This is a genomic window from Pannus brasiliensis CCIBt3594, from assembly GCF_036688125.1.
Taxonomy (GTDB): Bacteria; Cyanobacteriota; Cyanobacteriia; order Cyanobacteriales; family Microcystaceae; genus Pannus; species Pannus brasiliensis.
The window spans coordinates 119,625-142,936 of sequence record NZ_JBAFSM010000002.1 but is presented as its reverse complement, the minus strand read 5'-3'; the positions used below and the strand labels follow the sequence as shown (position 1 = coordinate 142,936).

Here is a 23,312-nt window from a genome sequence, read left to right as displayed (position 1 = left end):
TGATCGGGTTCGTGGCATGATATAACTTTTTTTACTTGAATTCTTCCGGACTGTTTCCCCTCGACCCCTAGCGGTCAACTTCTTTTTGTTTTAGGAGGCAAAAGTATCCATGAAAAGTGTCGTTCGTTTTCTGGCGGTGGTCGCGTTCGTTCTGGTTTCCTTCTGGGGACAACCCTCGCGCGCCTTGACGATTCCCTCGATCGCTCCGTCCCTGACCCCGATGGCGGCGTTAAACGCGGCGGACGCGAAACTCGTCGAACTCGGCAATAAAATCGATCTCAACAACAGCGATATTCGGGATTTCCGCGATCTTCGGGGTTTCTATCCCAACCTCGCCGGTAAAATCATCAAAAACGCTCCCTACGATTCTGTAGAGGACGTGTTAGATATTCCCGGACTGTCCGAGGGACAAAAAGAACGTTTACAAGCGAATCTCGATAAATTTACCGTTACCGAACCCTCGAAAGAATTTATCGAGGGCGACGATCGCTTTAACCCCGGTGTTTACTAAATCGAATTAACGGTTCGATCGATTTCGGGTGGGCGATGGCCCGCCCGAAATTTTTAGCGAGGCAAACGACCGGTAACGCTAAAATGGATGGAATTTATAGCGTTACCCCGCGATGGTCGAATCCTCTGAACTGCCGAGTTATCTAGATGTAGTAATAGTGGGGTCGGGAGCGGCCGGACTGTACGCCGCCCTCCGTTTGCCCGAGAATTTACGGGTGGGCTTGGTCACGAAAGAAGATCTAGAAACGGGCGCGAGCGATTGGGCGCAGGGAGGCATCGCCGCGGCCACCTCTCCGACCGATTCGCCGGAACTGCATCTAGAGGATACTTTACAAGCTGGAGCGGGATTGTGCGAACCGAGGGCCGTCCGTTTTCTCGTCGAGCACGCGCCCGCCGCCATCGAGTCCCTGATCGAGTTGGGCGTGAGTTTCGATCGGGTCGATTCCGGTCTGGCCATGACCTTGGAAGCGGCGCACTCCCGACCGCGGGTACTCCACGCGGCCGATCGGACCGGGCGGGCGATCGTCAGCACCCTGATGGCGAAAGTTAGGGAACGGGCGAATATTCAAATTATCCCCCGCGCGCTGGCGCTGGAACTATGGATCGATCCGGACACGGGGCGTTGTCGGGGGATCTCGCTCCTCCATCGAGATCGCGTCCGTTGGCTCGGCGCGTCGGCCGTGATCCTGGCTACCGGGGGAGGCGGTCAGGTCTACGCCCAAACCACCAATCCCGCGGTCAGTACCGGGGATGGGGTCGCGCTGGCCTGGCGGGCCGGGGCGCTGGTTCGGGATTTGGAATTTTTCCAGTTTCACCCCACCGCCCTCACCGTGCCGGGCGCGCCGCGTTTTCTCATCAGCGAGGCGGTTCGGGGCGAGGGAGCGCACCTGATCGATCGCTCCGGGAAACGATTCGCGTTCGATTACCACCCGGACGGGGAATTAGCGCCGAGAGACGTGGTGAGTCGGGCGATTTTTAGCCATCTACAGAAAACTTCCGCCGATCCCGCGCGCGATCGGGTGTATTTAGATTTACGCTCGATCGATCCCGAGCGCGTCCGCCACCGGTTTCCCAATATTATCCGCGTCTGCCAGAAATGGGGGATCGACGTGTTTCGCGATCTCGTTCCCGTCGCGCCCGCCGCTCATTACTGGATGGGGGGGATCGTCACGGATCTGGACGCTCGTACCTCGATCCCCGGCCTGTACGCGATCGGCGAGACCGCCAGCACGGGAATTCACGGGGCTAACCGTCTCGCCAGTAACTCGCTATTAGAATGTATCGTTTTCGCGGAAAGGTTGGCGACGCTCGATCTCGCCGGCGACGGGGGAACGAGCGACGGGGGAACCCCCGAACCGATCCGGTGGAGCGGGCCGGGCGACCGGTCAACGGTTCGATCGATCCGGGAACGATTGCCGGTTCTGATGTGGGAAAACGCGGGAATTTGCCGATTTCAAAACGAGCTAGAATCCGCTATCCTACAGGTGCGACGCTGGAAACAAGAATTATCCTCGCCGGAGAGCGCCCGATTTCTTCTCACTCTACCCCCCGCTCGGGAGGTCTTCCTCTCTTCTCCCACGGTCGAATCCGACCTCCGAATCACGATCGAAACCTTCAATCTTTTAGATATCGCCGACTTGATCCTTCGGGGCGCTCTAGCCAGGTGCGAGAGCAGGGGGGGACATTACCGGGGAGATTATCCCTTTCCCCTGGAAGAGTGGCGAGCGCATACGGTTATACAAGGCGAACGCTCTTGGAAAACACCGATTTCGGCAGGAAATGACGATGATTTGGATTTTCGAGACTTGTCCGCTACAATCAATGGACGGATACCCTCGAGATAAGATACATTGAACGGCAGAATCCGGGCGACCGGCGTATCGAAAAGACACGAGAACCATAGATTCCGAGCGCGAGAGACCCGACCTCATTTCCACCTGTCCGATGCGAGGTAACTGGCAATTTTGCTGTAGAGTAAGCTGTTTTATGAATAAATCCCGCTTTATCCTGTTAGTAGCTATCGGTATGAGTAGTTGGGGGCTAGGAAATCCCGTAGTACCGATGCCGGTAGCGCTCGCCCAAAGCCCCACCCCGACCGTAACGGTCGCTACCTACGATCGGTTAATGAAAGCGGGATACGAAGCCACAGCCCGAAAAAATTATCCGGTAGCGATCGAGAACTTCCGACAGGCTCTCCGAGAACGCCCCAACGATCCCGCCGCCCAAAGCGCCATCGCCAACGCGGAAAAGTCGCTCGGTCGCTCGCCCGCCCAGGCGAACCCTCCCGCGCTCGATCCGAATACTCTTCCCTGGCCCCTGATCGCCGGGAGCGCCCTGCTGACGATCGCCCTGGCCGGAGCCTTAGCCTCGGTGGTCTCGCGCTCGGCCCCCTCCCGTAAATACCCGAAAAAGAAAGCGAAAGCCCGCGTTAGACCGCTAGGAGAAGAAAATCAAAATCGTTCCTTCGAGGAAAACGGAACCCCGAAATCCGAGACCAACAACTTCGGCGATCTCCGGGACGACGATCCCGAACGGGATTCCCTCCCCGTTCAATCCACCTCGCGGATTCCCAACGTCGATCTCGTCCTGCGGTTAATCGATAATCTCCGCGATGAAGACCCGCGCGTTCGACGACGGGCGATCTGGAGGTTGGCGCAGATGTCCGACTCCCGCTCCATGCAACCCCTGGTCGATGGCATGATCGACGGGGATTCCTACGAGCGTAGTTTAACCCTCGAAGCGTTAGCGCAGATCTGCACGCGGGTTCTCCGACCGATGAACCAAGCGTTGGCGGTTTCCCTAGAGGATAAAAACCCCCAGGTTCGGAAAAACGCCATTCGGGACTTAACCCGTCTCTACGATGTCATGTCCCAGATCAGTCAATTGATTATCTATAAAGCGAACAACGATCCCGACGACGAAGTAAAAGAAACGGCGAGTTGGGCGATGCGTCAGTTAAATCTGCAATTACCCCCGAAACTGGAGATCGGTCCCTTGGAGACCACCGGGGAACCGGAGGAGGAAGTGCCGGAAACGCCCTACACGGAAACCACCGAGGTGCAAAATTGATCGACAAGGTATTGTTTCTCTCCACGCCGGTCGGCCCGCTGGGATCGGGGTCGGGCGGGGGCGTGGAACTGACCCTCTATAATCTCGCGCGCGCCCTGGAGGAACGGGGAATACAGGTAACGACGATCGCCCCGGAAAATTCGGTTTTAGACGGCCTGCCCCTGGAGACCGTGCCCGGAACCCCGCAGGTGTCCGCGCAGAACACCGGCCGCGAGGCCCCGATCGAGCTTCCCCCGGATTCGGTGCTGGCGAATATGTGGGAGCGCGCCCGACAGATCCAGCGAGACCACGATCTGATCGTCAATTTCGCCTACGATTGGCTTCCTTTATACCTGACCCCCTTTTTCGAGCGTCCCGTCGCCCATCTGATCGGGATGGCCTCGCTCGCGGAGGCGATCGATCGGGCCCTGCAAGATATCCACGCTCGTTTCCCCCGCTCGATCGCCTTTCACACCGTCGCTCAGGCGGAAACTTTCCCGCTCCCCGCCCCCTATCGCTGTCTCGGTAACGGGATCGATCTCTCCCGCTATCGATTCCGGGAGAATCCTTCGGCCGCTCTCGCCTGGGTGGGCCGGATCGCCCCGGAAAAAGCCCTCGAAGACGCGATCGAGGCCTGCGATCGGGCGGGGGTTCCCTTGCGGGTTTTCGGGTATATTCCCGATCGGGCGTACTGGGAAAAATTATTAACGAAGTATCCGAACGCGAATCTCGATTATCGCGGGTTTTTGCCGACCGATCGCCTACAGGCGGAGTTAGGAGACTGTCGCGGGTTAGTGATGACCCCCCGGTGGGTGGAAGCTTTCGGGAACGTGGCCATCGAGGCCCTGGCCTGCGGGGTTCCGGTGATCTCCTACCGGCGCGGCGGCCCGGCGGAAATTATCGAGGACGGGAAAACGGGATTTCTGGTGGAACCGGATAGTATCGGGGGATTGGTTCGCGCGATCGACTCGCTCGATCGGATCGCTCGGCGGGACTGTCGCGAGCGGGCGGAACGGGAATATTCGAGGGAAGCTTTCGGCGATCGGGTCCTGGACTGGTTTACCGAGATTCTCGACGCTTAACGAACCGATTTTACCGCCCCGCTGACCAAACCCGCGCTGACGTAGGGAACATAACCATCGAGCCGATCTTGACGGGCGATTCTCGCGGGATTATTGACGAGTTCGGATAGTCCCGCGCTCACCATCACGACCGAGAGCGTCAGGATCAGGTAATTGCGAATAGCGGCGGTGTTGGCGGTATTGACTAACATCGTTCTCGTCTCCTTTCCTCGGATACCCTCAGAATAGGAGCGCCCTCGGGGTGATGTCAGTCCCACGGACGATCGGTGCCGAAGTGGAAAAAAGTAGAAAAGCTCAGTGGCGGGGACGCAGTTCGATCACGTCCCGCTTGATCGTCACGTCGTAGTCTCTAAAAAAGTTCTGTCCTAATAATCCGTTTCCCTCCAAACCGGGAGCGATACCCACGACGGCATTCCGCTGGATTAAATCGCCCGCGCTCACCGAAGAGACCCGGCCGGCATGAGCGGTAATGGTGCCAGCCGCTGTTTTGGCGATGATCGGGATCTCTTTTTTCACGCCGATCTTCTCGGCCATCGCTTCGGTCACGACGGTCTCGCTCGCTCCCGTATCGAATAACATTTCATAACGGTGACGCTCGTTGAAGGTAACGCTGACCACCGGGACACCGCCGACCCTGCGCACGATCGGCAGGTGAAATACTTTCGCGGGCGTGACCACCGATTCTTCGCCGCAGAGACGGGATAGATCGATCTGTCGTCCGTTCGGCGCTTGTAGAAAACATTCCGAGCCGGCACGAGCGAGGAAAGCCGGGGTAAAGAAGGATAGACCGATCGAGAGAACCAGCGCGGACAGGGACTTATTCATGATCGTCACGGTTGGAAAATAGATGGATAAAAACCGGGCGCGCTCCCGACAAAAGGCCGCTTCCCACTCTTACCATTCCCGAAAAGCGGGTGGAAAATAGCGCCCGATCGGGCGGCGCTTACCCCGGCGGCCAACCGAGGGGTCGATCGCCGAGAACGTGCAGGTGAAGATGGTAAACGGTCTGACCGCCATCGGCACCATTATTGATCACCACTCGGTAGCCGTTTTTCAATCCCGCGTCGGCCGCCACTTTTTTGGCGATTAGTAATAAATGACCGAGTAATTCTCGATCCCCGTCCGTCGCTTCCTCTAATTTCGGGAGCGGTTTTTTCGGGATCACGAGGAGATGGGTCGGCGCTTGGGGGTTAACATCTTTAAAGGCTAGGGCGAATTCATCCTCGTAGACGATCGAGGCGGGAATTTCCCGGCGGATAATTTTCCCGAAAATGGTATCGCTCATACGGAGACCTCTTACGGAATTTTAAAAATTGTCGTGTGGTTAGAGAGTCAGGAGTCAGGAGTCAGGAGTCAGGAGCCAGGAGAAAGAATAAAGAATATTATAGCTAAAATTAAAAAAAACATTTATTTATCTGGTATTTATCTTGTAAAATTTTAGTTTTTGAAGTTTTTAGACCTTCAAAAACGAATCGCGCGGGAGGTCTCCCGATCGTTTTTCCCCGCGGTCCGGTATGGGTCGGACTTTAGAGAGAGAACGAGAAATCGTGACCGTCTAACCGGTAATTCGCGTCAGAATCATTTAAATCAAGTTTATTTTGCCGATTTTTAGCCTTCAGAGATGCTATGTCGAGACGATCGACCGATTCCCAGCTTTATCTTTCACTATATCAGACCTCCCGCGAGCGTGAGAATTGTAAATCGAATTTGACTTAAAAATTGCGATTTTAAAAATATTTAAGGAAAAATAAGCTTTTTATTCCCTTGAAAGCTCTTTATCTCTCCTTTCTCCTCCTAACTCCTGTCCTAACCAGAGATTCTCGATCTTCGCAAGAGGTAGATCATCCCGCGTCGATCGAGAAATCAACGGGGACAGTCGATCGATCGCCGTCGTCGCGAGCGGTCTGTTAGAATCGAGCGTAACTATTAGAACGAACCATAGAAAAATGCTGGCTAGGGTTTGGAGCGCCGCGATTATCGGGATCGACGCGACCCGTATCGGGGTCGAGGTGGACGTGTCGGGAGGACTGCCGGGCATCACCGTCGTCGGTTTACCCGATATGGCGGTCAACGAGTCGCGTGAACGGGTCAGAGCCGCCCTTAAAAACGCCGGTTTCGCCTTCCCCGCCCGCAAAATCGTCATTAATCTCTCTCCCGCCGATTTACGCAAAGAAGGCCCCAGTTATGACCTCCCGATTAGCGTCGGGATTCTGGCGGCTTCCGAGCAGGTGGACGCGAGTTTATTGGGAGATTTTCTGTTTTTCGGGGAATTGTCGCTCGACGGGAGTTTACGACCCGTGGCCGGGGTGTTACCGATCGCCGCGGCCGCGCGCGCGATGGGCTGTTCCGGGTTGGTCGTGCCGTCCGATAACGCGAAAGAGGCGGCCGTTGTCAACGATATCGAGGTATACGGGTTCGATCGCCTCTCGGAAGTGGTGGAATTTTTGAACGATCCCGATCGACACGCTCCCGTCCGGTTCTCCGCGAGCGAGGAATTCGGGCGATCGCCATCGCTTCTAGCCGATCTCAAGGATGTTAAAGGTCAACACCACGCCCGGAGAGCCTTGGAAATCGCGGCGGCCGGGGGTCATAACCTGATTTTCGTCGGGCCGCCGGGCAGTGGAAAAACCATGCTCGCGCGCCGTTTACCGGGAATTCTCCCGCCGCTCACCTTCGAGGAATCCCTAGAGGTCTCGCGCGTCCACTCGGTAGCCGGATTACTCAAAGAACGCGGCTCTCTCGTGCGCGAGCGTCCCTTTCGCAGTCCCCACCATTCCGCGTCGGGCGCGGCGTTAGTCGGGGGGGGATCGTTCCCGCGGCCGGGGGAGATCTCCCTCGCGCACCGGGGGATCTTGTTTCTCGACGAGTTGACCGAATTTAAGCGCAACGTGTTGGAGTATCTGCGTCAACCGTTAGAGGATGGTTTCGTCAGTATCTCCCGGGCCCGGCAGGCGGTGGCTTTCCCGGCGCGATTCACGCTGGTGGCGAGTACGAATCCCTGTCCCTGTGGGTATTACGGCGATTCGCTCCAGGCTTGTACCTGTTCGCCGCGGCAGAGGGAACAATACTGGGCGAAATTATCCGGGCCGCTTCTCGATCGGGTGGATCTGCAAGTTACCGTCAGCCGATTGAAACCGGAGGAAATGACCGGACAGAGTACCGGGGAGGATTCGATCGCCGTCCGGCAGAGGGTGGAGAGGGCGCGAAAAATCGCGGGCGATCGCTTTAAAAACGAGCGGGGAACCGTCTGTAACGCCGAAATGACTCCCGATCACCTTAGAAGCTTCTGTTCCCTCGACGAGAGCGGTCGGGGCTTGTTAGAGGGGGCGATCCGCAAGTTGGGACTATCGGCGCGGGCGATGGATCGGGTGTTGAAGGTGTCGCGGACGATCGCCGATCTCGCGGACAGCGAGGACGTGAAAAGCGCTCACGTTGCCGAGGCGATTCAATACCGGACGCTCGATCGAATGAGTTAAGGTAACTGTAAGATATCCCCGAATCGATTCTCCCCGCGATCTTTCCCATGACTACCACACCGATCCGCAAATCCCCCTCCCTCCCCGCGATCACCTGGGAAAAACTGCCCGAAGACTTTATCCTACCCGATGACCCCGCGGACAATCTCCTACAACCTCTATTCGCGGCCGCTTTACGAGAATCTCTAGAACTAGCGGGATTAATTCTAGAATCTATGATAATCGCCACGAATTTCGGCATCTGCGCCACGGTAGACGATAAAATCGTCGTTAAAGCCCCCGATTGGGTCTATATCCCCTCGGTGATTCCCGTGACCGAGGGCGCGATCCGACGGAGTTACACCCCCTGTCGAGAGGGCGATCTCCCGCTGGTGGTTCTCGAATTTGTCTCGGAAACCGAGGGGGGAGAATACTCGATCAACCCCCACTATCCTTACGGGAAATGGTATTTTTACGAGCGAATCCTACAGGTTCCTATTTACGGCATTTTTCATCCCAAAACAGGAGATTTAGAGTTTTATCGCTTAGTTTCGGGAAAATACGAGCAACAAGTTCCCGACGAAAATCATCGCTACCGGATCGAGGAAATGAACTTGTTTCTGGGAGTGTGGCAGGGCAAAAAAGCCGAAAACACCGCCTATTGGTTGCGTTGGTGGGATAGCTCGGGAAATTTACTATTATGGGGGAGCGAACGCTTGGAACAGGAACGTGAGCGCGCGGAACAGGCCGAACGAGAACTCGATCGAGAGCGGATCGCCCGTCAACAATTAGCGGAAAAATTACGGGAGATGGGGGTCGATCCCGAAAATTTATAAACGAAGATTTCGGGATTTTTCTCGAAAGATAGGGTTCTACATCAGAAATCGCGAATATGAATCGAACGGAAAAACGGATGCTCGAACTTCTCGATGAACTTCGAGAACGATATCACGTCATCGGGGTGAAAGCGGAATTCGAGACGGAAGGAACTCGGTTAGAGGAAGCCTCTCGTCTCCGGGAAATCAGCCGGGAAGTGGGGTTAGATTTTACCTTAAAAATCGGGGGGTGTGGGGCGATTAAAGATTTATTCGAGGCGATCGATCTGGGGGTCGATCGAGTGGTCGCGCCGATGGTCGAAACCGCCTACGCGTTACAGAAATATCTTCTGGCGATCGATACCGTTTTCGCGCGAAAGAGCGGGGTAAAATTCTCGGTCAATTTAGAAACGATCACCGCGTTTAAAAACCTGGACGAGATGCTATCGATTCCCGAAATCACCGCGCTCGATGGTATCGTGATCGGACGTTCCGATCTAGCGGGATCGATGGGATTATCCTCGAAAGAGGTCGAGGGAGAAATTATCGGAAAGCTCGCGTTAGAAATGGCGGGAAAAGCGAAAACGGCGGGATTGGAAGTAGCGATCGGGGGTGGAATTTCTTTTCTCTCTTTACCGTTTTTGAAAACCTTTCCCGTCGGGCAGATCGATCGCTTTGAAACCCGTAAGGTCGTCTTTCGCGCTCCCGAAGCGTTAGAAAATCCCGCGGTAGCTTTTCAGAAAGCCCTCGAATTCGAGATTCTCTGGTTGAAAAATAAACAGCATTATTACGGGGCGATCGATCGGCAGGATGAAGCGCGTCTGGCAACTCTTGAAGAGCGCTACCGGAACTCGATCGAGGGAGCGTTATAATCGTAATCCTCGATCGTTCCCCGCTCCATCACTTCGATATAAATATGCTCTAACTGTATCGATTGTCGGGATAGCGATCGGATCTCGATTCCCTCGAAAGCGGTAACGATCTCGCTGAATTCTATCGGCTTAGATACCCAAAAATTTAATACCTTACCGTAAAATTTCGGGGTGAAACCTAATTCGATTCCCCGTTCGATCGCCGTCGCGGTATCCTCCGTATCGAGGGTAATCAGTTCCCGCGCGGGAATCAATTGACGCAAGCGCGCTAAACTGCCCTCGGCGATAATTCGACCCTGTTTTAAAATGCCGATCGATTGACAGAGACGTTGCGCTTCATCGAGGAGATGGGTGGTTAATAAAATCGTCATCCCCTGTTCCCGTAACTGCTCGATTAGATCCCAGATTTCATAACGGGACTCGATATCTAAACCCGTCGTCGGTTCATCGAGAATTAATAACTTCGGTTGATGGACGATCGCCACCGCGATATTCATCCGTCTCTGCATTCCCCCGCTTAACGTCTCGATCGGACTTTTCGCTCGATCGAGCAGATTCACCGCGTTCAAACAGGTTTTAATCCGATGGCGACGTTTCTGATTATCCAAGCCGTAAATCCGGGCGAAAAAATCGAGATTTTCCTCGCAAGTTAAAGATTTATAGAGTAAATTTTCCTGTGGCGCGACCCCGATCCATGCCTTCGTAACCCGTTCGATCGGTAGATTATTAAAAGTGATTTTCCCCGAATCGGGCTTTAATAAATTACAGATTAAATTGATCGTGGTCGTTTTTCCCGCGCCGTTGGGACCGAGTAAACCGTAAATTTCCCCCGATTCGATCTGGAAACTTAAATTTTCTAAAACCTGACGTTTTCCGTAGCGTTTTCTAACATTATTAAGTTGAAGCATTCTCAGTAGATTGACAAAATTGTTGAAATTTAAAGTTAATGAAATTAACGGCGAATAAGCTTTTCAACCTTTAGAAGAGCCGCTAGGAGCGGATGTAAGGTGTAGGGAGAGCGATGACCTAGCGCTACGGCTTTCGGTTAATACAGAGAAAAAGCCTGTTACCTTCGATCGGTCAACTTCTAGCAGGAAACTGAAAGCTTAGTGCTATAGGTAATGTAAACGCGGAAGGGCTAAAAAATCAACGGGAAACCCTCGGATCTTCCGACGAACGGTGTCTATAACTTACAATCTTCGTTCGAGGTGTAACATCTGTCGATAGGTCAACCATCCCCCCGCCACCGTTACCAGCGCGAAGATACACAGGAAACGAAAATGCGAGCTTACTTCCTGTAGCGTTTCTCCCTTCGCCCAAACCGCGATCAGTGCCTCGTTCATGTGATAGATCGGGTTAAAACGCGCCAGATCGACTAATTCTTTCGGGAATAAAGCGGTCGGCAGGAAAACGCCGCCCAAAATCAACAAGGGAACCCCGAACGATCCCACGAGAGAATTGACATCCTCGGTACGTTTCGCCAGTCTCGTGCCGAGAATAAACCCTAACCCGACATAAGCCGCCACACTCAGAAAAATAATCACCGATTCCCCGAGAAACGACCCCTTGAAAGTCGCCCCGTATCCCGAAGCGACGAAATAGACTAACAGCGTCTGAAAGACCGCGATCGCGCTGTGCGCGAGAAAAATCCCCACGAAATAGGAAACCCCGCTTAACGGGGACAGAAATAGGCGTTTTAGGGTCTGTTGTTCTCGTTCCGCTACCACCGTCGCCACCGTCCCGCCCAAACAACTAAAGAAAAGAGCCGCCCCGACCAGAGTGGGCGGGCAGGCGAGAGCCATCGCTTCAGAAAGGGGAATATTGCCTTTTCCCGACATAATATAGCCGTTGAGCAGGAGAACCGAGATCGGGAAAATCGCCCAGAGAACCAAACTACGGCCGCGCCGAATTAATTCCACCAAAATTCGACCCGCGATCGCGATCGTTTCTCGCCAATATTTCATACAAGTTCGTTCGGAATAGATCTTTTCCGACAGATTATACCGTTTTCCTTTGACTTAGGCAGTCGTTAACTGTTCCAAAGAGCGATCGATCCGGGCGACGATCACGATCTCGCTCTCCGTCTCCCGAAGCTGTCCTAACAGTTCGATCGCCCGCCCGCGGAATTCGACGACCGATTCCGCCAACCCCTGCAAGCCGACGATCGAGGCGTACCGTACCACCCATTCCGGATCGGTGCGCGAAAGTCCCTCCAACGCCCGAAAAACCGCCTCTTGAGCCTCTTTAATCCGACTTTCCTCCAAATCAGACCAAATAATCCGTCCCAAGCCTCTAGCCGCCCCGCGACGCACGCTAAAGGAAAAATCATTCACCGCCGCGTCGAGTAATAGATCCAATCCCCGCGGGTCGCCGATACCCGCGAGCGCCCGCGTCGCCCAGGCTCTAGCCCCGTAGTTGTAGCCGTCAAGATGTTCGAGCAGGGGGGGAACCGCGACTTTTCCCAACGCGATCAAACCCTCGACCGCGGCCACGGCCGCGCCGGGGTTGTTGTATCTCAGCACGTCGATCAGGGTAGGGATCGCCGCGCTATCGCGGAGGGCGGCTAAATTGACGACGGCGAGCGTGAGTTTTTGAGCCGAGTCCGCTTTTTCGACGGCGTGGATGAGGTCTTGTACGGTGGTCGATGTGGTCATTAGAGCAAGCTATCCATTAAATCCAGCACCTCTCGACCCTGTTGGGAATCGGGGAAAGCGCGGAGGTGAGTTTCGAGAAGTTCTTTGAGAGAGACGAGTTTGATGCTATTTTCCGCGAACGTGCCGGCGATCGATCCCGCCGCGGGTAGATAGCCGGTCGCGCCCAGATCCATTAAAGCGGAACGGCGCAATTGTAATTCTTTTCCCCGCAGGGCGTTAACCAGAATTTCCGCGTATTCCGCCCGTCCGGTTAACTGGTAGAGGGCGCGCGCGCCGGCGTAACGGACTTTTTCGACGGAATGCTCTAGAAAGGGTTCGATAAGCCCGATCGCTTCCGTCGCTCCCAGGGTTCCCAACGCCTCGATAATCGCCTCGTAGGGTTGTACGAGATGGGGTTTTCCGGGTACCAGAACCGCCGCCTCGATTCCCCCGTCGAGTAGTTTAACTAAAGGCTCGATCGCGCGTTTATCTCCCAGCGCTTCTAACGCTTGGGCGGCGGATTCGCGCACGTAATAATCCTCGCAGGAAAGACACTCGATCAACGCGGGAACACAACGGGTATTCTCTAGTTTTCCCAGCGCGGTGGCGGCGTTGCGACGTAGGGGATAACCGCCGTCGGGAGTTCGATCGATCTCGTCGCGTAACGCCTCGATTAACGCGTCTATAGCCCCGTCCTCCCGCACCCGAAAGCGTCCCAGCCACCAGGCCGCGTAATATCTCGCGCCGGAGTCCTCGGTCTGTCGGAGGTTGGCGATCGCCTGTTCGACGGTGATCGCGGGCGCGTCGTTGTTCGGGGGGGAAGGGGAATCGCTCATGGTTCGGGATCACGTTTCGCTCTCCCGATTTTATCGCGGTTCGCGGTCGCGCTTTTCCAGAAAATCGACGATCGCCCCGACGATCTCCTCCGGCGATCGATCGATCTCCAGAATCAGCGCGTCCGTCGGTTCCTCTAGGGTTTCTAACTGCGATCGCAACATTTCCGCCTTCATAAAATGCCCCTCTCTCCCCCGCATTCTTTCCCGGAGGAGGGAATAATCGCCCTTTAAATAAATCCAGACGATATCGGCAACCCCTTCCCGTAAATACTCCCGATAACCGCTTTTTAAACTCGAACAGGCGAAGATCGCGTCCCGATCGATCTGCCGCATTTTCTTCCGTAGCGCGTTCAACCACGGCAGACGATCCGCGTCCGTCAGGGGAATGCCGCGACGCATTTTCTCGATATTGGCGATCGGGTGAAAATCGTCCCCGTCGTAAAACGGCCAGCCCAAACGCTCCGCGAGTAACTGGCCGATCGTCGATTTTCCCGATCCCGATACTCCCATGAGGACGCAAATCATCAAACTTCCTGCAAAAATCAAAAATTTTTGGTTGGGACAGGAGACAGGAGCCAGTATTCAGGAGCCAGGAGGATAAAGAAGAAGTAAAGAGCTTGTAAAAGTAAAAAATTCCTATTTTCAACCAATATATCTGAAAAAATAAGTTTCGAGTTGATTTTGACGTTCGATTCTCACGGTTGCAGGAGATCGATCGAGGTTCTTGACCCGAAACCAACGGGTTACAAGCCTCTTGAGACGGGAAAAGTTTTTGCGAGGAGATGCGGAGATGCAGAAATGAGGAGCTAGGGAGATGGAATTACAATATTATTTCCTCCTGACTCCTGACTCCTGACTCCTGACTCCTCTGACTTCCCGGCTCAACTCGTGCCGTTATTAGCCACTCTCGCGGTCGCGCCGGAGTAGATCGAGCCGCGCTTGGCATCGAGACTGATAATCACCCCCTCGCGGATGATTTTCGTCGCGTCCTGCACGCCGACGATCACGGGAATTCCCAGCTTTAAGCCGATCGTCGCGGCGTGACTGCTCATCGAGGGATCTTCCGTGATAATTCCCCCCGCTTTTCGCATCATTTCCACGTATTCGGCGCTGGTGGAGGGAACCACGAGGATCTCGCCGGGGTTAAAACTGCCCACTTCCCGCGCCGCGTGAGCCACCCGCGCGCGACCGCTGGCCGCTCCCTGACCGATTCCCGTTCCCGTCCCGAGGATCGATTTAACGACCTCGACTTTCACCAGATCCGTCGAACCCGCTACCCCCTGTAGAGTTCCGGCCGTCATCACCACCAGATCTCCGTCCGCGAGTAGATGATTTTCCTGGGCGAGATTCATCGCCACCTGGAACGTCTGGCCGATCGAGGGCAGATCCATCAATAACATCGGTTTCACGCCCCAGACTAGCTGTAACTGCTGGGCGACCTCCCGATGGGGCGTTACCGCGAGGATCGGCGTTTTCGGGCGGAATTTGGAGACGTTACGCGCCGTCGCTCCCGTTTTCGTCAGGGTAATAATCGCCGCCGCGTCTAACTGTTCGGCGATCTGGCTGACGGCGGAGGAAATGGCGTTGGGGATCGATTGTTTGCCGCCGGAGACCGCGGGAGTATTGATCTGCTCGCGCTCGATCCGTTCGGCGATCGTCGCCATCGTCGCGACCGCCTCGATCGGGTATTTCCCCACCGCGGTCTCGTTGGAGAGCATCACCGCGTCCGTCCCGTCGAGAATGGCGTTAGCCACGTCGGACACTTCCGCGCGGGTGGGACGGGGATTCGTCGCCATACTATCGAGCATCTGCGTGGCGGTAATAATCGGGATTCCCAGTTTATTCGCGGTGCTGATCAGGCGTTTTTGCAGGATCGGCACGTCTTCGGCCGGTAATTCCACCCCGAGATCGCCGCGGGCCACCATCACCCCGTTACAGAGGGAGAGAATCGCGTCCATCTCCTCGATCGCCTCGTGTTTCTCGATCTTGGCGATCACGGGCGTGGATTTCCCCGCGCTCGCGATAATATCTTTAATCTCTAAAATATCCTGGGGATTGCGGACGAAACTGAGCGCGACCCAATCCACGTCCCAGCGCAGACCGAACATGAGATCTTCTTTATCCTTATCGGTGAGCGCTTTTACCGAGAGATAGACACCGGGGAAATTCACCCCTTTATTGCTCGATAACACGCCCCCGACGACGACGCGACAGTACAGATCCCCTTGGTCGGGATCGACCGATTCCACGCGCATCTCGACCTTACCATCGTCGAGGAGGATGCGCGAACCGGACGGCACTTCCTGGGCGAGATAGGGATAGCTGATCGAACTGATGTCCCGATCGCACTCCACGTCCCGCGAGGTCAGGATGAAGGGATCGCCGGGTTTGAGATCGATCGAACCACAGCCGAATTTTCCCAGACGGATTTTCGGACCCTGGAGATCTTGCAGGATACCGACCGGTTGGTTGAGTTCAAAGGCTAACTGGCGGATCAGGTTGATACTGTTGCGGTGATAGTCGTGATCGCCGTGGGAGAAATTCAAGCGAAACGTTGTCGCCCCCGCCTTGATCATCTGGCGTAGTGTTTCTTTATTCTGGGTGGCGGGGCCGATCGTGGCGACAATTTTCGTGCGACGGGGGCAAGACAATGAGTGCATAGACGAGAGTAAAAATAAGCCGGATCAATAGAATAGCGCCGGGAATACCTTCGCCCATCTTCTCACGAATGGCCGGTCGTTTCCCGTTAAATCTTTCCGTCGATCGATTAATTCGCTCTCAGCAGGGCTAACCAGTCCTCGCGGGATAAATCCATCAGGGACAGCAGTAACTGGGAAGGTTCCGGTAAAGGCATTCGGGCGATCTCGTCCACCAAACCCGACATTTCCGCGTCGAGCGTTCCGAACCGTCCTTCGAGAAGGCCGGCGATCATCGATCGCTGTCCCTCGATCGTGCCTTTCTGTTTCCACTGGATAACGACGATCGCCGCCTTCAGGGTACTCGGCAGGAAATACGCTCCCCTGTCCCGTTTCGCCTTTCGGATGAGATGGCCGTGAACCGCGTATCATTTGAGCGAACAACCGCGAATTTCGATTTCCGAGGGGGGATTACGGAAAGGTTCGATCGAACAGGATGTGACCGCGATTTTTCCGAACAACCCTAACGGCAGATCTCGCGCGAGACCGATCGAATCCGGCTCGAACCGAACATCGATTTCCCGTATCTCCCCCTTCACCTTCTCGCTCGTTTTCACCGTTCCGAGAGGCGATAATAATTCCTCTAGGTAATCCTTGGCGAATCGATCGTGAAATTGACGGGTCATATCGATCGCGATAACGTCCGAGAGGGCGGGAGGCAGGAGGTGAGAGAGGGAAAAGGTGAAATGCTTAAGAAAGCTCTTTTCCCTTTTCCGGTGGCCTTTTCCCCCGAAAAATTTCCCCATCTCCGGGCGAAAACTTTTCCCCTGAAAAGGGAGACTGTAAACCGTCGGTTTCCGGTCACGAATTAGCGTCGATCGAGCGAGAATTTTCCCGATCGAATTTTACCGATCGCCATAACCCGATCGAGCCACGGCCTTTAATTTAGAATACAATTCCGAGCCGTCTAACAGGGGAATAAATTGGTCGATCGAGGGACCGCTCGGCCCGTCCGCCCCGTTCGTTTCCTTGCCGTTGCCCTCGCTCTCGTTACCGTCGCTCTCGCTCTCTCCCGTAACGATCTCGCTTTCCACGGTCAATTTAGAAAATAATTCGCCGATATCGCTCATTTTCTTGCGAGGATCGTCGAAAACCGGGCGTTCTAAGGGGGTGAGAGGGAGGGGCGCGGTCTCGCTCGGGTGTGGGGCTACTTTGTCCGTCTCGCGCTTGCCTCTGACCAATGGCGCGGGAGTCTCGACCGTTCCGATCGGTTCGTTCGACTCGATCGCCCCGCCGGGCAGATTCTTACACACCAGACGCTCGAATTCACGGGTGAAATTGTAGGTGGGGTATCCCCGTTTCTGCCAGGTTTTCAAGATCTCTTCCACCGAGATCGCCTTGTAACGTCCCCGGTACAAGGCTTCTAGTACCGCCATACGAATCCAGTCGAGCGAGTACGTCGGCAACCACCGATCGAGCAGTTCCTGAGTGTTGTACCCTCGCATCTCGAATCGGTACCGGTTCAGAATGGTTGTTATCTGCATACGGGTTATCTCTTCAACGATCGCGGTCATGAGCTTCCAGAAAACGGGTCGGTCGATGGGGGTAATCTAAGTAACCTCGCCGATGGTCTAGATTCGCCCGGACTTTCTCCGGATATCGGGAACGTTTCTCGATCCCGGCTCGGGGAACGAAGGGCGAATCGCTCGAAGAGAATCCGGGGGATTTTCTATCGATGCCATTGAAAATTTGGATGGATTTCTCGATAGCGGGAACGTTCTCCCGAGGTTCGGTTCTCTAGCCCGGACGGCTACCTATCTCATTGGTTAGTAACGATACAGCTATCTACCTCTTCTAGTATCATGAATATAAGAATCAGTCAATGATCGCGAGACCCTTTCCCTCCCTCTATCTAAAGAAATAGATTTTCCTCGGGCGATCGAGAACTTCCCCCGAAGACCCGCCCGACGGCGCGGGAGCGGCCCGGGAAGGGGAGCGGTTCGAGAACCGGGCCGAACCCGCGTGTTAGAATAGCGATCGAGAATGAAAGTCGGCGTTCGAGTTCGTTGTCAGTATTAAAACGAATTAGAGTTTATAGTCGTTTCTGTTTTGTATTGGTTCAGCTAGTCCCCGAAATCTTGGTTCTCTACACATTTACCGTTACACGTCCTCACGAGGATACAGTTTATGTCAATTTACGTGGGTAATCTCCCGTTCGAGGTCGAGCGAGAAGATTTAGAAGAAGTTTTCACCGAGTACGGAACCGTTAAACGCGTCCATTTCCCCATCGATCGAGAAACCGGTCGCAAACGCGGCTTCGCCTTCGTGGAAATGGAATCCGCTTCCCAAGAAAGTTCCGCCATCACCGCCCTCGACGGGGCCGAGTGGATGGGGCGGCAATTGAAAGTCAATCAAGCCCGCGAGCGCGAGAACAAAGGCTCCTTTAACGGGGGCGGTTATCGCGACCGGAGATTCTAAATTTCGAGCCGGTTATCGGTTATAATTCCCTAGCCCGCTTTCAGCGTTCCCCTCGGAAAGCGGCGATCGCTTTCCGATTTACCTGTCGTCTAACACGAGGAAAAACGAGTGGCCAAACGTCGTAATCTCAAAAAAGAAAAAGCCGAGCGCAACCGAGCCTACGCCCGTCAATTTAGAGCGTCCTCCTCTCGGAATAATACCAAAGGAAGAGGGCGTTTCGGGGGAGAGCGTAACAAATCCAACGAGAATGAAGGGGCCGCCGACACCTAACGTCGCGTAGCGGCGGGAAATCGCGCTAGAAAAGCGATCGCGGTCTCTCGATCGCCGATCTTCCCGTCCAGGGTAGCGGCTAGGAGCGCGTCTAGAATCTCTCCGAACCGCGGCCCCGCCTTGTATCCCATCGCCTTGAGATCGTTACCGTCGAGAGGGGCGCGAACTCTCGACCACCGACTCAGGTAACGCCAGAGGATCGATCGGATCTCCCTCGCGGACTGCGCGGCGACGAGCGATAACAGTCCGGGTTTATAAGCCCGTAAAAAACGGACGATCTCGCTCGGTCTTCGTAACTCGGGCAAACGAGCGGCGATTTCCCTCTCCGCGTTGTCTAACTGCCCTAACCGTTCGATACTATCCTTCGGTAGTTGTAAATTCAGGGCGATCGCCCGTCGATCCCGATCGGGTAAACTGGCGAGTAATACCTCTAAACGCGTCAACCAGGGAATTAACGGCGGTTCGACGCGGGAAAAATGTAACCAGCGACTCGCGTAACGAACCTGCCACCAGAGCGCGCCATCGAGAACGAGATCCGCGTGTAAACACTTCAGCGCGTCTAGAGCCGCGAGCGATTTCAGCGCCGCTTTCCAGTAATCCGCCTCCAGAATATAGTTTAATTCCGCCTTCAATCGCGTCGCCAGCGCGGGAACGGACAGATTCTCGCCGCGGGATCGATCGAACACCCCGCTCTCGATCGCGTAGCGGATATAGCCCTCCGTCATCGGTTCGATCGAGAATCCCAACCGCGTCGCGAAACGTACCGCGCGATAGATGCGCGTCGGGTCTTCAATAAAACTATTCGCGTGTAATACCCGGATCTGCCGGGATTTTAAATCGAGAATTCCCCCGAAAAAGTCCAACACCTCCCCCGGTCTCGGCGAGGTCAAGCGTACCGCCAGCGCGTTAATCGTGAAATCGCGGCGGTAGAGATCCTGACGGATGGAACTGGATTCCACTTGCGGGTTCGCGGCGGGATAGGGATAGAATTCCGTGCGCGCGGTCGCGATATCCACCCATAACGAACCGAAACGTTCGTCTTTGTGCCATAACAGCGCGGCGGTTTGAAATTCCCCGTGAATCGAAACCCGCGCCTCCGGGTACAGCTTTTGTAAATCGCCCGCCAGTTCCACCCCCGCGCGGCTGTCCGTCGATCGATGGAAACCGTCCACCACCAGATCGATATCCTGTAAAACGAGGGTTCCCGCGTTTTCCGCGAGTAGTAAATCGCGCACCGCGCCGCCGACGAGATACAGATGCCAGCCCCGTTTTTCCGCCGCGCTCGCCGCCGATCGCAGGAATTCCCAGAAAACGGGAGCGAGCCGGGCTTGTAGGGAGGGCAGAAGACAGGAGATCAGCGGGTAACTCGCTTCGGAACGGGTTTTCTGTTCCCGGTGGATCTGCCGCAGAACATCGGTACGGGTGACGATCCCCACCAGTTGACCGTTATCGAGGACGGGTAAACGACCGAGATCGTAAGTCACCATCAGCGATTCGATGTCCGGGAGGGAGGTATCCGGGGCGATCGTTTTCGGGTCGCGGGTCATGTATCCTTTCACGGGCGCATGACGGAAACCGTGATGGAGAGCCAGATCGAGGTCGCGACGGGAGATCACCCCCACCAGTCGATCGCTCTCGTCCACCACCGATAGGCCCGAATGACCGTAACGGAAAAGGACGCGCTCGGCCTGTTCGATCGAGGTATCGGGACGGATGGTACGCACCGGGGAGGACATGATATCCCGCGCCGTCGGGGGATGGGGGATCTGTTCGAGTAAACCGTTATAAAGCTCGTGTAACCGTTCGATCGGTTCCACGTCCCGAAAACTGACCGAAGCCGCCCGCGGGTGTCCCCCACCCCCGTAGGGAGCGAATAAGGTGGCTAAATTCACCCCGTCCACGCGGGAACGACCGATCACCGTCAGACGATGCCGGGCGCTTTCTTCCTCGCCTTTCGAGTAGGTGTGACCGAACAGGAGCGCGTCCGCGTCCGCGAGATCGATCAAACGTTCCGCCAATCCCGATAGACCGGGGATAAAATCTTCGGTGGTGAGGAGGACGCGGGCGATTTTATAGCCTCGCACCGTCTCCGTTTCCACGGTTTCCAACACCTCGCCGAAAAGTTCTTGCAGTCGCGGGGAAAAACTCGGTTCACAGTAGCGGGCGATCGTTTTCAGGTTCGCGCCCCGCGTCATCAACCAGCCCAGCGCGTAGACATCCCGCGCCGTCGTCCCCCCGAAGGTGAGCGATCCCGTATCGACGTGAATTCCGAGCGCCATCACCGTAGATTCGATCGAATTCGGTTCGATACCCTCTTTTTGCAGAGCTTCCACGATCAGCGTCGTCGCCGCGCCCACCGCCTCCACTTGAACGCTCGTGGCCGGAATATCCGAACTCGATCGACCGTCGAGATGGTGATCGTAAATCTCGATCGCCTGTAAATGAGGCAGATCCAGCCATTCCCCCGCCTTTCCCAAACGATCGCGCCACTGATTATCGACGATGGCGATCGATCGGATCGTCTCCGGGTTAACACTGCGGAGTTCGATCAGCGGGAACTCGTCCCGATGCAGGGCGAGAAACTCTTTCACCGTCGGGTGCGCTCCCCCCGTCAACACGATCCGACTCCCGGCCTTCAACCGCGACAACCCCACCGCCGCTCCCAAAGCGTCGAAATCCGCCGTTTGATGACACAGAATTAAGTCCATTGGTTCGAGGGGTCAGGAGTCAGGAGGCAGGAGGCAGGAGCCAGGAGCCAGGAAATCAAATTCTTTCTCTCTATCATATCTTTCCCATCTCCCCCATCTCCCTCACCTCCCCATTTCCCTCACCTCCCCCATCCCCCCACTCTCACCTTTTTCTCGCGCTAGGGGGCAAAGTTTGGTAGGGTACTATATCAGAGAGAATTCATTAATATCAATTGCTTTAGGAGAACCGAACGATGTCTATCATCTTCCAGTTTTTTCTCATCGCGCTCGTTCTATTCTCGTTACTGATGGTGATCGGGGTTCCCGTTGCCTACGCTTCGCCCCAAAACTGGGATCAGTCCAAACCCCTGCTGTATCTCGGCTCCGGGATCTGGGCGATTTTAGTGATCATCGTCGGTATCTTGAACTTTCTGGTCATCTAACCGAGGGTCGGCTGGCGATCGATCCGGGTTCGAGATCGATCGCCGACACTCCGAATCCGGCAAAATTTCGATCGGCCAGAAAAGAAGATCACGAGAAAAAGTGTCAGATTTCTCGATAAAAATAGAGAATTAACCAGATTTGTGGATTTTAAGTTTTTTAATCCTGACTCCTGACTCCTGACTCCTGACTCCTGACTCCTGACTCCTGCCTCCTGCCTCCTGCCTCCTGACTCCTGACTCCTGCCTCCTGCCTCCTGACGACAACAAGGGTAATTTTCATGACTGTATTCGAGGGAACCTTCGCGGGGGATACTTCTGCCCTGCGTTTCGCGATCGTGATCGGCCGCTTTAACGATCTCGTCACCGATAAGCTATTATCCGGCTGTCAGGATTGTCTCAAGCGTCACGGCATCGATGTCGATCCCGATGGTGTACAGGTCGATTACGTGTGGGTTCCGGGCAGTTTTGAAGTGCCTCTCGTCGCCCGTCAGTTAGCGCTATCCCATCGCTACGACGCGGTGATCTGTCTGGGGGCGATTATCCGCGGTCAAACGCCCCACTTCGATTATGTCTCGGCGGAAGCGGCCAAGGGAATCGCGGCGGCCGGTTTCCAGACGGGAGTTCCCGTGATTTTCGGCATTCTCACCACCGATACCCTCCAGCAAGCTTTAGAGCGCGCCGGCATCAAGAGCAATCTGGGCTGGAATTACGCGCTGTCGGCGTTGGAAATGGCCAGTCTCATGCGTCAATTGCGCCACCAGGAGGGGGAAAACGGGGGAAATGTCGTTCCCGTCCTGCCCGGTACCGGTCGCGACGGCGAACCCCAGCGTCTTAAAAGTGTCGAGGTCGAGTAAATCGATCGAAAAACTTTCTTGACAGATCCGGGAATTCGGGCGATACTAAAAAAAGTATGAAATTTGCGGGCATAGCTCAGTGGTAGAGCGTCACCTTGCCAAGGTGAATGTCGCGCGTTCGAATCGCGTTGCCCGCTTCCCAAAGAATACTAAAGAGAGGATGAAGATTCCGATCGAATCCATTAACATGGGTAATGATCGGTATAGAAATTCTCCAGAGATTTTCTAAAAATAGACTAGATACTGTTTTTTATCCTGTTTTAGCAAATTTAGCTCGTGCGACCGCAGAAATATGTGAAGATCGATCAAAATCAAGAATATCCCTGTCCGTGCCGTCGGAAAGGGAAACTTCAGCCGATTATTCTGACCGAGGCGTTCGGATGCGATCGCTGTCAGCAGATCTTTGTCGTCCAGGAAAACGGACAGACGATCGAGCAGTTATCCTCCCACTATCCCTATAAGCGGACGTGGCGCTGGACGGGATTCCGTTGGGTGAACGGGAATCAACGACTGGAAGAGGGCGTTTTGCCGGTGATTCTCGGGATTCTGCTGTTACTGTCGATCGTCTGGCTCCCGCTGATTCTCAAGTCCCCCCCGAACGTGGGCGTGATTTTCGGGGCGATTCTGGTTATGCTATTAGTTATTTTGCCCGCGCTCATCCTTTGGTTAGCCTATCGACGCTAAACGGAACCT

The 23,312-nt window shown here is 55.1% G+C and carries 23 protein-coding genes, 1 tRNA gene and 2 pseudogenes; 13 read left to right on the top strand and 13 right to left on the bottom strand.

Going from position 1 to position 23,312, the window contains the following annotated elements:
* Positions 1 to 109: 109 nt before the first annotated feature.
* The 4 genes and pseudogenes from psbU to V0288_RS01935 all read left to right on the top strand — a co-directional run bounded on the left by psbU (position 110) and on the right by V0288_RS01935 (position 4,640).
* The gene (psbU, locus tag V0288_RS01950) at positions 110 to 511 is read left to right on the top strand and encodes a photosystem II complex extrinsic protein PsbU (RefSeq protein WP_332863320.1); all 402 of its coding nucleotides are present in this window, start codon (positions 110 to 112) and stop codon (positions 509 to 511) included.
* 112 nt (positions 512 to 623) lie between these two features.
* A pseudogene (nadB, locus tag V0288_RS01945) lies at positions 624 to 2,249 on the top strand (L-aspartate oxidase); the annotation flags it as partial.
* Positions 2,250 to 2,496: 247 nt separating this feature from the next.
* A complete protein-coding gene (locus tag V0288_RS01940) occupies positions 2,497 to 3,579 on the top strand; it encodes a HEAT repeat domain-containing protein (RefSeq protein ID WP_332863318.1) in 1,083 nt (360 codons plus the stop codon).
* Positions 3,576 to 4,640: a glycosyltransferase family 4 protein gene (locus tag V0288_RS01935; protein ID WP_332863317.1), complete on the top strand. Its 1,065-nt coding sequence runs from the start codon at positions 3,576 to 3,578 to the stop codon at positions 4,638 to 4,640. Before V0288_RS01940 ends, V0288_RS01935 begins: the two co-directional genes overlap by 4 nt.
* Here the strand turns inward: V0288_RS01935 and V0288_RS01930 are convergent.
* The 3 genes from V0288_RS01930 to V0288_RS01920 all read right to left on the bottom strand — a co-directional run bounded on the left by V0288_RS01930 (position 4,637) and on the right by V0288_RS01920 (position 5,925).
* A complete protein-coding gene (locus V0288_RS01930) occupies positions 4,637 to 4,831 on the bottom strand; it encodes a hypothetical protein (protein WP_332863316.1) in 195 nt (64 codons plus the stop codon). The two genes, V0288_RS01935 and V0288_RS01930, sit on opposite strands and share 4 nt — an antisense overlap.
* Before the next feature lie 103 nt (positions 4,832 to 4,934).
* Positions 4,935 to 5,465, bottom strand: coding sequence for a retropepsin-like aspartic protease family protein (locus V0288_RS01925; RefSeq protein ID WP_332863315.1), 531 nt, complete (start codon positions 5,463 to 5,465; stop codon positions 4,935 to 4,937).
* Between the two features lie 118 nt (positions 5,466 to 5,583).
* Complete coding sequence (locus V0288_RS01920; RefSeq protein ID WP_332863314.1) at positions 5,584 to 5,925, bottom strand: histidine triad nucleotide-binding protein; 342 nt, start codon at positions 5,923 to 5,925, stop codon at positions 5,584 to 5,586.
* Between the two features lie 661 nt (positions 5,926 to 6,586).
* Between V0288_RS01920 and V0288_RS01915 the strand changes: the two genes are divergently transcribed.
* The 3 genes from V0288_RS01915 to V0288_RS01905 are packed head-to-tail and all read left to right on the top strand — an operon-like array spanning position 6,587 to position 9,782.
* Positions 6,587 to 8,116, top strand: coding sequence for a YifB family Mg chelatase-like AAA ATPase (locus tag V0288_RS01915; protein WP_332863313.1), 1,530 nt, complete (start codon positions 6,587 to 6,589; stop codon positions 8,114 to 8,116).
* Positions 8,117 to 8,163: 47 nt separating this feature from the next.
* The gene (locus tag V0288_RS01910; protein WP_332863312.1) at positions 8,164 to 8,931 is read left to right on the top strand and encodes a Uma2 family endonuclease; all 768 of its coding nucleotides are present in this window, start codon (positions 8,164 to 8,166) and stop codon (positions 8,929 to 8,931) included.
* A 56-nt stretch (positions 8,932 to 8,987) separates the two neighbouring features.
* Positions 8,988 to 9,782: an aldolase/citrate lyase family protein gene (locus V0288_RS01905; protein ID WP_332863311.1), complete on the top strand. Its 795-nt coding sequence runs from the start codon at positions 8,988 to 8,990 to the stop codon at positions 9,780 to 9,782.
* On the opposite strand, the gene V0288_RS01900 is transcribed toward V0288_RS01905, so the two are convergent.
* The 8 genes and pseudogenes from V0288_RS01900 to V0288_RS01860 form a co-directional block, all read right to left on the bottom strand.
* Positions 9,752 to 10,690 (bottom strand): ABC transporter ATP-binding protein, encoded by a 939-nt coding sequence (locus V0288_RS01900; RefSeq protein ID WP_332863310.1) that lies wholly within the window; start codon positions 10,688 to 10,690, stop codon positions 9,752 to 9,754. The genes V0288_RS01905 and V0288_RS01900 overlap by 31 nt on opposite strands.
* Positions 10,691 to 10,972: 282 nt before the next feature.
* A complete protein-coding gene (locus V0288_RS01895) occupies positions 10,973 to 11,746 on the bottom strand; it encodes an ABC transporter permease (RefSeq protein ID WP_332863309.1) in 774 nt (257 codons plus the stop codon).
* 54 nt (positions 11,747 to 11,800) lie between these two features.
* Positions 11,801 to 12,436 (bottom strand): HEAT repeat domain-containing protein, encoded by a 636-nt coding sequence (locus V0288_RS01890; protein ID WP_332863308.1) that lies wholly within the window; start codon positions 12,434 to 12,436, stop codon positions 11,801 to 11,803.
* On the bottom strand, positions 12,436 to 13,251 hold the full coding sequence (locus tag V0288_RS01885; protein ID WP_332863307.1) for a HEAT repeat domain-containing protein: 816 nt from the start codon (positions 13,249 to 13,251) through the stop codon (positions 12,436 to 12,438). Before V0288_RS01885 ends, V0288_RS01890 begins: the two co-directional genes overlap by 1 nt.
* A gap of 30 nt (positions 13,252 to 13,281) precedes the next feature.
* Entirely contained in the window at positions 13,282 to 13,776 is a 495-nt protein-coding gene (locus V0288_RS01880) for a gluconokinase (protein WP_332863305.1), read from the bottom strand.
* 356 nt (positions 13,777 to 14,132) lie between these two features.
* Positions 14,133 to 15,911 carry a pyruvate kinase gene (gene pyk, locus V0288_RS01875; RefSeq protein WP_332863304.1) on the bottom strand — a complete coding sequence of 593 codons (1,779 nt, stop codon included), beginning with the start codon at positions 15,909 to 15,911 and terminating at the stop codon, positions 14,133 to 14,135.
* A 107-nt stretch (positions 15,912 to 16,018) separates the two neighbouring features.
* Positions 16,019 to 16,573: pseudogene (locus tag V0288_RS25040) on the bottom strand (hypothetical protein).
* Between the two features lie 219 nt (positions 16,574 to 16,792).
* Positions 16,793 to 17,461: a hypothetical protein gene (locus V0288_RS01860; protein WP_422661867.1), complete on the bottom strand. Its 669-nt coding sequence runs from the start codon at positions 17,459 to 17,461 to the stop codon at positions 16,793 to 16,795.
* A gap of 613 nt (positions 17,462 to 18,074) precedes the next feature.
* Here V0288_RS01860 and V0288_RS01855 point away from each other — a divergent pair.
* Together V0288_RS01855 and V0288_RS01850 are read left to right on the top strand one after the other, a co-directional pair.
* The gene (locus V0288_RS01855) at positions 18,075 to 18,365 is read left to right on the top strand and encodes an RNA recognition motif domain-containing protein (RefSeq protein ID WP_332863300.1); all 291 of its coding nucleotides are present in this window, start codon (positions 18,075 to 18,077) and stop codon (positions 18,363 to 18,365) included.
* A gap of 108 nt (positions 18,366 to 18,473) precedes the next feature.
* Complete coding sequence (locus V0288_RS01850) at positions 18,474 to 18,635, top strand: hypothetical protein (protein ID WP_332863299.1); 162 nt, start codon at positions 18,474 to 18,476, stop codon at positions 18,633 to 18,635.
* Here V0288_RS01850 and V0288_RS01845 read toward each other — a convergent pair.
* On the bottom strand, positions 18,632 to 21,343 hold the full coding sequence (locus V0288_RS01845; RefSeq protein ID WP_332863298.1) for a CBS domain-containing protein: 2,712 nt from the start codon (positions 21,341 to 21,343) through the stop codon (positions 18,632 to 18,634). The two genes, V0288_RS01850 and V0288_RS01845, sit on opposite strands and share 4 nt — an antisense overlap.
* A 233-nt stretch (positions 21,344 to 21,576) precedes the next feature.
* Between V0288_RS01845 and psbZ the strand changes: the two genes are divergently transcribed.
* On the top strand, positions 21,577 to 21,765 hold the full coding sequence (gene psbZ / locus V0288_RS01840; RefSeq protein WP_332863297.1) for a photosystem II reaction center protein PsbZ: 189 nt from the start codon (positions 21,577 to 21,579) through the stop codon (positions 21,763 to 21,765).
* A 129-nt stretch (positions 21,766 to 21,894) separates the two neighbouring features.
* Here the strand turns inward: psbZ and V0288_RS01835 are convergent, their stop codons facing one another.
* Positions 21,895 to 22,032 (bottom strand): hypothetical protein, encoded by a 138-nt coding sequence (locus tag V0288_RS01835; RefSeq protein ID WP_332863296.1) that lies wholly within the window; start codon positions 22,030 to 22,032, stop codon positions 21,895 to 21,897.
* 11 nt (positions 22,033 to 22,043) lie between these two features.
* Between V0288_RS01835 and ribH the strand changes: the two genes are divergently transcribed.
* The 3 genes from ribH (at position 22,044) to V0288_RS01820 (ending at position 23,303) form a co-directional block, all read left to right on the top strand.
* Positions 22,044 to 22,619, top strand: coding sequence for a 6,7-dimethyl-8-ribityllumazine synthase (gene ribH / locus V0288_RS01830; protein WP_422661866.1), 576 nt, complete (start codon positions 22,044 to 22,046; stop codon positions 22,617 to 22,619).
* A 65-nt stretch (positions 22,620 to 22,684) separates the two neighbouring features.
* Positions 22,685 to 22,756, top strand: a tRNA-Gly gene (locus tag V0288_RS01825).
* 139 nt (positions 22,757 to 22,895) lie between these two features.
* A complete protein-coding gene (locus tag V0288_RS01820; protein WP_422661865.1) occupies positions 22,896 to 23,303 on the top strand; it encodes a hypothetical protein in 408 nt (135 codons plus the stop codon).
* Positions 23,304 to 23,312 lie beyond the last annotated feature (9 nt).